Genomic DNA, 12499 nt, shown 5'->3' on the forward strand with positions numbered 1-12499 from the left:
CTTTCTTTAATGATTTCCTAAATATGTTAAGATATTTTCTTTCGCTTTAAGCGAAAGGGCTTAAGATGTTACCACATCTTATTCTAAAACTAAGGTGGTTATAGCGACGGGGCTCACCTCTTCCCATTCCGAACAGAGAAGTTAAGCCCGCCAGCGCCGATGGTACTACAATCGTGGGAGAGTAGGTCGCCGCCTTTTTAAGGTCTGATTCAGTAATGAGTCAGACCTTTTTTTATGCCGGAAAAAGAAGGTCTAAAATAGATTGTGTTTATATGTTTTCTATCATTGAAAATTCAGTTTTAAGCCTATGTTTAGTGTCAAACTGATACACTATATTTTGCTCTTCTATAAAAATTTATAGTGGTTGGAGATTATTATATAATAAATTTAAAGCGGACTGAACCCGGTTGTCGAACATGAACTGAGTTAAAATAATCTGAGGTCTATTAAATTATGTTAAGGATAAAAGCAGTTTTAATCGTTAAAAATTGCTCCTATCAATGTTTTTATACCTTTAAATCCTAAGTAAATAGCAGCAAATAGCAAGATAATTCCAATTGTCACCACTGGAATGAAGTAAGGATGGTCTTGATTTTTAAATGATGAATTGAGAATAATGGGTGCGGCGATAAGAAGAAGTAATGTCCCTCCCATAAATTTAATTCCTTTTAGTAATTTTTCTTTATTGGTGTGCATAGCTCTCAATGGCTTTTCTAACACTACCGTGCTCCAATAATAATTTCTTAGCTTCCGTCTCCTGAATGTTTAACTCTGACATTATCATTTTTAAACCTCTCGCCACGAGTTTGTCGTTGCTCAATTGCATATCTACCATTTTATTCCCTTTTACGTGTCCAAGCTTTATCATTGTAGCAGTAGAAATCATATTAAGGATAAGTTTTTGAGCTGTACCAGCTTTCATACGAGAACTACCAGTGACAAATTCAGGTCCTACTATAACATCAATTGGATATTTTGCTGTATTAGACAGAGGACTATTTGGGTTACAGCTTATGGAAGCAGTTAGTATATTGTTGTCATTACATGATTTAAGTGCCCCTATCACATAAGGAGTAGTACCTGATGCTGCGATGCCTATAACAACATCTTTTTCTGAAATCTGATATCCTTTTAAGTCTTCCCAGCCTTGATTAATACTGTCTTCAGCAAATTCAACAGCGTCTCTTATAGCCTTATCTCCACCAGCTATTATACCTACAACTATATCAGGGGAAACTCCAAAAGTAGGTGGGCATTCACTTGCGTCAAGAATACCTAATCTTCCACTAGTACCAGCGCCCATGTAAAATAATCTACCCCCACCTTTTAATTTGAGTAGAATTTTATCTACGAGGTTCTCTATCTGAGGTATCACCTCTTGAACAGCGTCTGATACCTTTTTATCTTCATTATTAATATTTGTCAATAATTCTTTTGTGTTCATCTTTTCTAGATGATCATAATTTGAATCTTGTTCAGTAATTTTTTTAAAACTCACGTCTTTTATTTTAGCTCTTTCTCAAAGGTAAGGGGTTTTACTTTCAAACAATTATATTATTATTTTTTTATGCAATTCAGTTTTTATAATTGATAAATTATCATTTATTGAGTTTATAGTAGATTCTTGAATTTTACCTTCAATAATTTTCGCGAAAGCGTACCCCATCTTGTAAATTTTAACCTATAAGCATTGTCTGTCTATCTTTCAAATGTTAACTTTGTGTAACGTAGTTAATGCATATGTGTTTATGAGTACTCTTTCTAATGTTGTTGATTCTCTTGAATATCGAATCGCTGCTTTGTTAGAAAAATACGAAGATGTGAGGCAAACGCGGGTAGCTCTAGAAAAACAGCTTACCGCACTGCAACAAGAAAATAAGCAACTTAAAGATGCTATTGATATTTGCGAGCAGAAGAATAGAACACTCAAAACAGCAAATGCATTACTAGGCAGTAACGAATATAAAAGGGAAACTAAGCTAAAGATTAACGCTTTAGTACGTGAGATAGATGCGTGCATAGCATCTCTCGCGGAATAAAACCATATGGCAGATAAGCTCAAAATTAAGTTGTCTATTGCAGATCGAGTGTACCCACTTACTATCGATCCAGCTCAAGAAGAAGGGTTGCGTAAAGCGGCCAAAGATATTGAGGCGATGGTTAAGCAATTTGAACAAAATTATGCCGTTAGAGATAAGCAAGATGTTTTAGCCATGTGCGCTTTACAGTTTGCTTCTAAGGTTACCCAAAAAACTATAAATGAAGATTCTTTGAGTGAGGAAACTGCAGCAAGATTAGAAAAGCTTGCGTTACTTCTCGATGAGACATTAACATAGTCGTTCTTTACATACAACAGCATATTACTGCCTGCATTGGTTATTTTTTTGATAAACTCAACAGTTATTTTTTATAAAGAGTGACTCTAAATTGTAAAAACACGCCGTTACTAGACTAGTGCTAGGTAGATGGAAGTTTGATCAGTTTTCTAGCTCTAATCCTTACTATTAGGAGTTTATACAAAATGCACTACTAATGCAGGCTTTTTTATATCTCATCGTGAGGTATAATATATAGGGCAAAGCCCACACAAACTAATTAAACAGATCGCCTATAGGCATCTTAAAATAAAGATTTTTATGGAACAGACCTCACTCTTGATCATTGTAGGTGTGATAGCATTAGCACTGGGATTTTTTATAGCAAAGATGCTAGAGCGTAGTAATGCATCTCAAATAATTAAAAGAGCAAAGAAGAGTGCTCAAAGTATTTTAAAAGAAGCAACATCAGAAGGAGAATCTCTTAAAAAGGATAAAATTCTTCAAGCAAAGGAAAAGTTTATTGAATTAAAATCTGAGCATGAAAAAGTAATTCTTAGTCGCGATAAAAAAATATCTGATGCAGAAAAGCGTACTCGTGATAAAGAATCAAGTGTAAGTAGTGAGCTTTCGCGTAATAAAAAACTTAACCAATCTTTGGAGGACAAAATAAAGTCTTATAAAGAAAGATTAGACTATGTAGAAAAGAAAAAAGCAGAAGCCGAAAAAATGCACAAAAGTACAGTGCAACAACTAGAGGTTATTTCTGGTTTATCTGCCGAAGACGCAAAACATCAACTTGTAGAAACACTAAAAGATCAAGCAAAGACTGATGCAATGGCTCATATCCAAACAGCAATGGAGGAAGCTAAAATGACAGCTGAGCAAGAAGCAAAGAAAATCATTATCAACACAATCCAACGCATTGGTACAGAAGAAGCAGTCGAAAACTGTGTATCTGTTTTCAACCTAGAAAGTGATGATGTTAAGGGTCGAATAATAGGACGTGAAGGTCGTAATATTAGAGCGATTGAAGCAGCTACTGGCGTAGAGATTATTGTAGACGACACACCTGAGGCAATTATACTTTCTTGTTTTGACAGTGTTCGCAGAGAGGTAGCTCGATTGTCTTTACACAAACTTGTTACAGATGGACGTATTCACCCAGCCCGTATTGAGGAGGTTGTAAATAAAACCTCAAAACAAATAGAGCAAGAAATAGTAGAAGTAGGGAAGCGTACTGTGATTGACTTAGGTATACATGGATTGCACCCAGAACTTATTAAAGCTGTCGGTCGTATGAAGTATCGATCATCTTATGGTCAAAACTTATTACAACACAGTAGAGAGGTGGCAAAACTTTGTAGTGTTATGGCTGCAGAGCTAGGAGTTAATCCAAAACTAGCACGTCGTGCTGGCCTCCTACACGATATAGGAAAGGTGCCAGATACTGAAACTGAAACTCCACACGCAATTCTTGGAATGCAATGGGCAGAAAAATATGGTGAGAAGCCAGATGTTTGCAATGCCATAGGAGCTCACCACGATGAGATTGAAATGACAAGCTTATTATCTCCTATAGTACAAGTATGTGATGCTATAAGTGGCGCTAGGCCTGGTGCACGTCGTCAGGTATTGGATTCTTACATACAGCGTCTTAAAGATCTTGAAGATATTGCGTTTGGTTTTCAAGGTGTTAAAAAAGCATATGCCATACAAGCTGGTCGTGAATTGCGAGTTATTGTAGAAAGTGAAAAGGTAAATGACGACAGAGCAGGAGCCTTGTCATTTGAGATTTCTCAAAAAATACAAACTGATATGACTTATCCTGGTCAAGTTAAGGTTACTGTTATAAGAGAAACGAGAGCTGTAAATATTGCTAAATAAAATTACCGCTTTCGCGAAAGCGAATACAAAAAATGAGAAATCCTGATCACTTATAGATCAGGATTTTTTATTCTAAAATTGTTTGTAAAAATAAACCTCGCATTAGCGAGGTTTATGATAAAATATAATTTAAGTCGTTGTGATTCTTATAAGTGAATCACTTCACCATAAGCATCTGCCACCGCTTCCATTACAGCCTCACTCATTGTAGGGTGAGGGTGAATAGTTTTTAAAACTTCATGGCCAGTAGTTTCTAGCTTACGCCCTAAGACAGCCTCTGCGATCATATCTGTCACACCCGCACCTATCATGTGGCACCCGAGCCACTCTCCATATTTTGCGTCAAAAATAACCTTTACAAACCCGTCTTTCGTTCCTGCAGCACTTGCCTTTCCAGAAGCAGAAAATGGAAATTTGCCAATCTTGAGTTCGTAACCAGCTTCTTTTGCTTGCTTTTCTGTCATCCCAACACTTGCTATCTCTGGTGTTGCATACGTACATCCTGGAATGTTTGAATAATCTATTTTTTCAACATTAATGCCTGCAATTTTTTCAACACAAGTAATTCCCTCTGCAGAAGCAACGTGTGCTAGAGCTGGGCCTTTAGTTACATCACCTATAGCGTAGTAACCGGGCATGTTAGTTTGGTAAAAGTCGTTTACTATAATTTTATCACGGTCTGTTACGATACCTACATCTTCCAGACCTATATTTTCAATATTGGTTTTGATACCTACAGCAGATAAAACAATATCAGCTTCTAATGTCTCTTCACCTTTTTTGGTTTTAACTGTGGCTTTTACGCCGTTATCAGTTTTTTCAACCTTCTCTACAGAAGAACTGGTCATGATCTTAATTCCAGCTTTTTTTAGTGAGCGCTCAAATTGTTTTGATACATCCTCATCTTCTACTGGAACCACATTAGGCATAAATTCTACAATGGTCACGTCTGTGCCCATGCTATTGTAAAAACTAGCAAATTCGACACCTATAGCTCCAGAACCTACAACAATCATAGATTTTGGTTGTTCAGGAAGTGTCATGGCTTGACGGTATCCAATTACTTTTTCACCATCTTGTGGCAAACTAGGCAATTCTCTAGAGCGTGCACCAGTAGCTATGATGATATGATCTGCACTATACTCTTTTCCATCAACGTCAATTTTCTTACCTGGTTTTACTTTACCATAGCCGTTTATAACATCAATTTTGTTCTTCTTCATAAGGAATTGAACACCTTTGCTCATTCCTTCTGCAACACCACGACTACGTTTAACTACAGCTGCAAAGTCTTTATCTGCACCATCTACTTTTAAACCGTAATCTTCGGCGTGTTTTAAATATTCAAAAACTTGAGCACTTTTTAATAATGCTTTTGTAGGGATGCAACCCCAGTTTAAACATACACCACCTAGGCTTTCTTTTTCTACTACAGCAGTCTTAAGTCCTAACTGGCTGGCACGTATTGCAGTAACATATCCTCCAGGACCGCTTCCTAATACGATGACATCATATTTGCTCATATCTTTGGTTTTTTAAGTCTATAAATTGGATAGCGAATTTACGTATTATCTCAATATTTTTAAAGCTTAAAAACCGAAGTGTTAGCTTCGGTTTTAAGTGTTTTAAGGTTACGCTTTCGCGAAAGCGTGGCTATCTCTAAAATTTTAAATTTAAAGCTGTTGCTACTTCATTAAAATTCAATAAATCAACATCAGTAGTCGAAGCAAAATCTGAAGGTACTACTACAATTCTAAAGGTTTGGTTGTTTGTAAACTCTGCTCCAGCTAGATCTGGGGCGTCACTGTTCATGATAACATCTACATCACCAGTTGTAAAATTAAATCTGTAATTTAAAAATCCTTCTATTGCACCAGTTGAATCATTTGTAAAGAAATAATAAGCTGTAGGTAATGGTTCCCATACATCGAGACCATTGTCGACCTCCTCAAGTTTATAAACTAAGACTACGTCTGAGTCAAATATAAGTTGATCAAAACTAAAACGGGTGGTATAGTCGTTTGCTTGCGTAAATGTGGTTGTAAACTCAAAAGTTTGACCTATTGTGTCAAAATCAAAGTTGTCATCATCATTAGAACAAGAAGTTAATATGAATGCTGAAGCTAGTAATAAGGTGTAAATGTATTTCATAATCTCTAAGTTGTTTGTCTCTTTTTTATCAATAAGCATTCCAGTAATAGAATAGCTTATAATTATTTTGTGTTTTTAAAATCTATACTTAGTGAATTCACGCAATATCTTTGCCCAGTAGCTGTAGGACCATCGTCAAATACATGACCTAAGTGTGAACCGCAATTGGAACACAATATTTCAGTGCGTATCATTCCGTGTGTTTTATCTCTTACATATTCTACAGTTCCAGGGATGGATTCATCAAAACTAGGCCAGCCACAGCCACTGTCAAATTTGGTGTCGCTTTCAAATAGCTTTGCATCACAAGCTCCGCAATGGTAAGAGCCGTTTTCTTTGTGCATATTATAAGTTCCTGTAAACGCTCTTTCAGTTCCTTTCTCTCTTAGAATGCGATAGCGTTCTGGACCAAGTTCTTCTAACCATTGCGCTTCAGACTTCTGGATTGGATAACTCATATCTATACTCCTAATTAATTTGATTGTGGTACAAATACCAAAGCATCTCCGTTTATACAATGTCTTTTTCCTGTAGTTGCTTTAGGTCCATCATTAAATACATGTCCTAAGTGACCACCACAAGTTGCACAATGCTCTTCTTTTCTGGTATATCCTAGTTTGCGATCTGTACTATAGGCTACATTACCCTCGATAGGTCTGTCAAAACTTGGCCAGCCAGTGCCACTATCAAATTTATGTGCTGTTTCAAATAGAGGCGTGTTGCAACCTGCACATTTAAAGGTTCCTGGTTCTTTAATATCGTTTAACGGGCTAGAGAAAGGTCGTTCTGTTCCTTCCTTACGCAAAATGTAGAATTGATCTGCTGTCAGTTCAGCTTTCCATTGGGCTTCGGTTTTTTGAACCTCAAAAGGTTCTTCTTTTGTTTCTTGTGCATTACTGTTGCAGCTTGTAAATAAACCACATAGTGCGACTATTAGAACTATTTTTTTCATCTTTTTTTTAGTAAAATTATAGATTGCATATGCTTTAGGTCGTTAAAAACAAGCTAAAATAACATAGATGAACAATTAAGATGCATGCGCTTTCGCGAAAGCATAATTATTTACAATGATTTCTTTTCTAATTTATATTAATTTAATAGTTAAATTGATTTCTATGAACGGATAAGTTTTACATTTAGCCGAAGAACTCTAAAATAGTATCATGAACATTTTTCATATAAGTGCCGAATGTTATCCTGTAGCTAAGGTAGGCGGTCTAGCAGATGTTTTAGGAGCGTTACCTAAATATCAAAACCGTATAGGTCACAAAGCAAGTGTGATAATGCCTTATTATCGAACACAGTGGGTTGAAAAATCTAAAGGATCTGTCATTTTTTTCCATCATCTTGTGATGGCAAATAAAACCTATTTTTCTGAAATCATTGAGGTTGAAAACAACTTAGGTTTTCCACTCTATTTAGTACGAGTTAACGAATTAACAGACAGAAGAAAAGTTTACGGTTATGAGGATGATACACTAAGATTTATGGCTTTCCAGCAAGTGGCTTTGCATTGGCTTCATACATTTTCAAGTCAGATTGATATAGTTCACTGTCATGATCATCACTCTGGATTTGTCCCTTTTATGATGAAATATTGTAAGCCTTTTTGTACACTTAAAAATATTCCAACTATACTTTCCATACACAATGCGCAGTACCAAGGAGAGTTTTCTCATGAAATGAATAATATTTTTCCTGAGTTTGATAAAAACCAGGCCGGATTACTTGATTGGCAAGAAAAAATAAACCCCCTAGCCGCAGCAATAAAATGCGCGTATCGGGTAAATACAGTATCTCCATCTTATATGGAAGAGTTACAAGAAAAAGCAAACGGATTAGAAGGTTTGCTAAGAGCGGAGCGAGCTAAATGTGCTGGGATTTTAAACGGTATTGATACAGAAACATGGAATCCAAAAACGGACGCATTCCTTGTAAAGAATTATTCACAGCATACAAGATTAAAAGGTAGACTTACAAATAAGAAAGCACTTTGTGATGAATTTGATTTAAGTTATGAAAAACCACTTTTTGGTTTTATAGGTAGGCTGGTATGGGAAAAAGGAGCTGATTTACTTCCTAAAATTATTGAGGAGTCTTTAGAAAAGTTTGATATAAATATTATAGTTCTAGGTAGTGGTAATCATGACATTGAAGGACAATTAGAAAACCTTAAATCCAAATATAATGGCCGCTATAATGCTCATATAGGTTATGAAGAAAGATTATCACATCTTGTATATGCTAGTGCAGATTTCTTATTAATGCCTAGTAGAGTAGAACCTTGTGGGCTTAATCAACTTTATAGTTTGAGGTATGGCTGTGTTCCAATTGTACACAGAACTGGAGGTTTAAAGGATACAGTAATAGATATAGGAGATGGAGGTCACGGTATCTGTCATGATCAAACCAGTGTTTTTGATGTGGTATACAGTATAGGAAGAGCATTCCAGTTTTATAAAGAAACTGACTATTTCAAACGTAATCAAATCGCAATGATGAAGATAGATCATAGTTGGGAAAATGCTGCTAGAGAATATGTATCTTTATATGAGGAGGTACATACTTAATATAGAATGAATTAACACCTAAAAGCTATACGATGAACAAGAAAGTAATTGCCATTATTTTAGGAGGAGGTCAGGGTTCAAGACTCTATCCATTAACTGCACAGCGTTCAAAACCAGCAGTACCTATTGCAGGAAAATACAGACTTGTAGATATACCTATTTCTAATTGTTTAAATTCAAATATCAAGAGGATGTTTGTCTTAACCCAATTTAATTCGGCTTCACTTAATAAGCATATTAAGCACACTTATCAATTCTCTTATTTTTCAGACGCTTTTGTAGATATACTCGCAGCTGAGCAAACACCAGAAAATAAAGGCTGGTTTCAGGGTACAGCAGATGCTGTGCGACAAAGCCTTCATCATTTTAAGGGGTATGAATCTGAGTACGTTATGATACTTTCTGGAGATCAATTGTACCAAATGGATTTTAATAAGATGCTCCAAGCTCATATAAAGTCTGAGGCAAAGATTACGATAGCATCATTACCTGTGAATGCAAAAGATGCAACTTCTTTTGGTATTTTAAAAACAGACGAGACTAATACAATAACTTCATTTATTGAGAAGCCAGATGAAGGTATTTTACATGACTGGGAGTCTGAAGTATCCTCAGGGATGAAATCTCAAGGTAAAAACTACTTAGCCTCTATGGGGATTTATATATTTAATAAAGATCTTCTTATAGAACTCCTCGAAGGTACTTATACTATGGATTTTGGAAAAGAAATTATCCCTCAATCTATTGAAAATCATAAGGTTTTAAGTTATCCTTATGAAGGATATTGGACTGATATAGGAAATATTGATTCTTTTTTTGAGGCAAATATTGATCTCACGGCAGATTTACCAAAGTTTAATTTGTTTAATAAAGGACAAACTATTTTAACGCGCCCTCGCGTACTTCCTCCAACTAAAATTTCTGGCACTACATTAGAAAAATCCATTATAGCAGAAGGGAGTATCATACACGGCAGCCGTATTGCAAATTCTGTCATAGGAATTAGAGCTAGAATTGGTCGAGGTACGGTTATAGAGAGCAGTTATATAATGGGAAGTAATCGGTTTTTAGACTTAGAGGAAATTAATAATGCTAGAGCAAATGGCATTCCTCATGTAGGAATAGGAGATCGTTGTTTTTTAACAAATTGTATTATTGATAAAAATGCAAAAATAGGAGATGATGTTAGAATAACAGGAGGCAAGCACTTAGAAGATGTTGAGACAGAAACGTACGTCATACGTGATGGTATTGTAGTCATTAAAAATGGTGCAACCATCGCATCAGGAACTATTATATAATGAGCACGGTTCTAGCACACAGTTTATTTTCAGAATTTGATATAAATCTTTTTAAGGCTGGTAAACATTACCGTTTACATGATAAAATGGGTAGTCATTTGCTTACACTCGATGGGGTGGAGGGAACATATTTTGCTGTATGGGCCCCTAGCGCACGGCTAGTTTCAGTTGTAGGGGATTTTAATTTCTGGAAAGACGGGGAATATTCATTACATGTGAGATGGGATGAAAGTGGCATTTGGGAAGGGTTTATTCCAAACATAGGTCATGGTGAAGTGTACAAATACAAAATTCATTCTAATCACAATGGAGTCATTACAGAAAAAGCAGATCCTTTTGCTCGAAGAGCAGAGCATCCACCACAAACTGCCTCTGTAGTATATAAATTTAATCACACTTGGGAAGATGGTGAGTGGATGAGAAAGCGTCACAAACATAATCACCTCAATGCTCCATTTTCTGTATATGAAGTTCACCTTGCATCTTGGCGTCGTAAAGAAGATGAGGGGAATCGAAGTTTAAGTTATTTAGAACTAGCAACAGAGCTTGTATCTTATGTTAAAGAGATGAATTTTACACATGTAGAATTTATGCCTGTTATGGAATATCCTTACAGCCCTAGCTGGGGGTATCAAATAACTGGGTACTTTGCCCCAACAGCTCGTTTTGGATATCCAGAAGAGCTCATGACATTAATTGAAGCTTTACACAAGAACGATATAGGTGTAATCTTAGATTGGGTGCCATCTCATTTTCCAGAAGATGCACACGGTTTAGGCAGCTTTGACGGAACAGCGTGCTATGAACACCCAAACAGGCAAAAAGGATATCATCCAGATTGGAAGTCACTTATTTTTAATTATGAACGCAATGAGGTACGAAGTTTTTTAATAAGTAATGCACTTTTCTGGCTTGAGCACTATCACGTTGATGGTTTGAGGGTAGATGCTGTCGCATCCATGTTGTACTTAGATTATAGTAGAGAAGATGGAGAATGGGAGCCAAACAGAAATGGAGGTAGAGAAAATCTTGAGGTCATTACATTTTTAAAAGAGCTCAATCAAGAGGTTTATTCGAGCTTTCCAGATGTACAAACCATTGCAGAGGAGTCTACAAGTTTCCCAATGGTTAGTAAACCTGTTTTTTCTGGCGGATTAGGCTTTGGAATGAAATGGATGATGGGATGGATGCACGATACCCTAACATATTTCAAAAGAGACACCATTCATAGAAACCACCACCATAATGAAATTTCTTTCTCAATGACCTATGCATTTACAGAAAACTTCATGTTACCACTATCGCATGACGAGGTTGTTTATGAAAAGCAATCAATATTAGGTCGTATGCCTGGAGATGAATGGCAACGATTTGCAAACCTACGGTTACTATATACTTATATGTACACACATCCAGGAACAAAGCTCTTATTTATGGGTAGTGAATTTGGTCAGGGTACAGAATGGAATTTTGAAGAACAGTTAGATTGGTATGTACTAAAATATCAATTCCATAAAGGAATCCATCGAGCTTTTAAAGAGATAAATAAGCTATATGTTGATACCCCAGCATTTTATGAAAAGCAATTTGATTCAGAGGGTTTTGAATGGATTGCCCACGATGATGATGAGAATAGTGTGCTAAGCTACATTCGGAAAGATAATAATACCCATGAAGTTTCAATATGCGTATTTAATATGACACCAACCCCTCAATCAAATTATAGAATAGGAATACCATTTGAAGGACGCTTTCGCGAAATTTTTAACAGCGACGCAACAGAATACGGTGGGACGGGTGAATACCATAACAGAATTCTGAAAATTAGTACAGAATCATGGCACGGAAAGCCATATTCTACGTACATAGATATTCCTCCACTTGCGGGTGTAGTTTTCGAACTTATTAAAAATTAATAATTAAGTAAGTAGTTTTCAATTACCGAGACGAGAATATTTTAATTGGTGTATTAATTTAACATCAATTTTCTGTGATGAAGGGTTATTAAAATTGCATCCTATAGATGAAATTTACTCTCATTCTTTAAAAGTTTTTTATTGACATTGGCAGTAATATTTTAATTTCCCAAAAATGTGATTTAAGATCTTATAATTTATGGATTAGATTTAAGCATCACCTTCTGGTAATCGTATTTATGAGTTCCAAATTTTAGCGAAAGCATAAAAAACACAACCATGAGATGAACGAAAACGTTAGCGTTAATAACTAATTGGGAATTAACATTGTATCTCAGTTAGATACTGTTTATTTGATA

Annotated in this window: 12 protein-coding genes and 1 rRNA gene; 7 read left to right on the plus strand and 6 right to left on the minus strand. The window is 35.8% G+C overall.

The annotated features are described in order from the left end of the window. Positions 1-90 precede the first annotated feature (90 nt). A 5S ribosomal RNA gene (gene rrf / locus OD90_RS00025) occupies positions 91-198 on the plus strand. A gap of 276 nt (positions 199-474) precedes the next feature. Here rrf and OD90_RS00030 read toward each other — a convergent pair. After that, positions 475-696 (minus strand): DUF6095 family protein, encoded by a 222-nt coding sequence (locus tag OD90_RS00030; protein ID WP_186434682.1) that lies wholly within the window; start codon positions 694-696, stop codon positions 475-477. Further along, positions 683-1498 (minus strand): N-acetylmuramic acid 6-phosphate etherase, encoded by an 816-nt coding sequence (gene murQ / locus OD90_RS00035; RefSeq protein WP_144665186.1) that lies wholly within the window; start codon positions 1496-1498, stop codon positions 683-685. Before murQ ends, OD90_RS00030 begins: the two co-directional genes overlap by 14 nt. Before the next feature lie 250 nt (positions 1499-1748). Between murQ and OD90_RS00040 the strand changes: the two genes are divergently transcribed. The 3 genes from OD90_RS00040 to rny all read left to right on the plus strand — a co-directional run bounded on the left by OD90_RS00040 (position 1749) and on the right by rny (position 4202). Continuing rightward, positions 1749-2039, plus strand: a complete 291-nt coding sequence (locus OD90_RS00040) for a hypothetical protein (protein ID WP_144665187.1) — start codon at positions 1749-1751, stop codon at positions 2037-2039. Between the two features lie 6 nt (positions 2040-2045). Beyond that, the gene (locus OD90_RS00045; RefSeq protein ID WP_144665188.1) at positions 2046-2336 is read left to right on the plus strand and encodes a cell division protein ZapA; all 291 of its coding nucleotides are present in this window, start codon (positions 2046-2048) and stop codon (positions 2334-2336) included. Positions 2337-2636: 300 nt separating this feature from the next. Beyond that, positions 2637-4202, plus strand: coding sequence for a ribonuclease Y (gene rny, locus OD90_RS00050; RefSeq protein WP_144665189.1), 1566 nt, complete (start codon positions 2637-2639; stop codon positions 4200-4202). Positions 4203-4348: 146 nt separating this feature from the next. Here the strand turns inward: rny and lpdA are convergent, their stop codons facing one another. From lpdA to msrB (OD90_RS00070), 4 genes are all read right to left on the minus strand, one after another. Next, on the minus strand, positions 4349-5725 hold the full coding sequence (gene lpdA / locus OD90_RS00055) for a dihydrolipoyl dehydrogenase (protein WP_144665190.1): 1377 nt from the start codon (positions 5723-5725) through the stop codon (positions 4349-4351). A gap of 136 nt (positions 5726-5861) precedes the next feature. Next, positions 5862-6353 (minus strand): hypothetical protein, encoded by a 492-nt coding sequence (locus tag OD90_RS00060; protein WP_144665191.1) that lies wholly within the window; start codon positions 6351-6353, stop codon positions 5862-5864. A gap of 62 nt (positions 6354-6415) precedes the next feature. Next, the gene (msrB, locus tag OD90_RS00065; RefSeq protein WP_144665192.1) at positions 6416-6811 is read right to left on the minus strand and encodes a peptide-methionine (R)-S-oxide reductase MsrB; all 396 of its coding nucleotides are present in this window, start codon (positions 6809-6811) and stop codon (positions 6416-6418) included. Between the two features lie 14 nt (positions 6812-6825). After that, positions 6826-7305 (minus strand): peptide-methionine (R)-S-oxide reductase MsrB, encoded by a 480-nt coding sequence (gene msrB / locus OD90_RS00070; protein WP_144665193.1) that lies wholly within the window; start codon positions 7303-7305, stop codon positions 6826-6828. A 211-nt stretch (positions 7306-7516) separates the two neighbouring features. Between msrB (OD90_RS00070) and OD90_RS00075 the strand changes: the two genes are divergently transcribed. From OD90_RS00075 to glgB, 3 genes are read left to right on the plus strand one after another with little or no spacing between them, the layout of a single operon-like run. Further along, positions 7517-8923 carry a glycogen synthase gene (locus tag OD90_RS00075; RefSeq protein WP_144665194.1) on the plus strand — a complete coding sequence of 469 codons (1407 nt, stop codon included), beginning with the start codon at positions 7517-7519 and terminating at the stop codon, positions 8921-8923. 32 nt (positions 8924-8955) lie between these two features. Then, positions 8956-10224: a glucose-1-phosphate adenylyltransferase gene (locus OD90_RS00080; RefSeq protein ID WP_144665195.1), complete on the plus strand. Its 1269-nt coding sequence runs from the start codon at positions 8956-8958 to the stop codon at positions 10222-10224. Continuing rightward, on the plus strand, positions 10224-12140 hold the full coding sequence (glgB, locus tag OD90_RS00085) for a 1,4-alpha-glucan branching protein GlgB (protein ID WP_144665196.1): 1917 nt from the start codon (positions 10224-10226) through the stop codon (positions 12138-12140). Before OD90_RS00080 ends, glgB begins: the two co-directional genes overlap by 1 nt. The last annotated feature ends 359 nt before the right edge of the window (positions 12141-12499 follow it).

Source organism: Dokdonia sp. Hel_I_53 (assembly GCF_007827465.1).
Classification (GTDB): domain Bacteria; phylum Bacteroidota; class Bacteroidia; order Flavobacteriales; family Flavobacteriaceae; genus Dokdonia.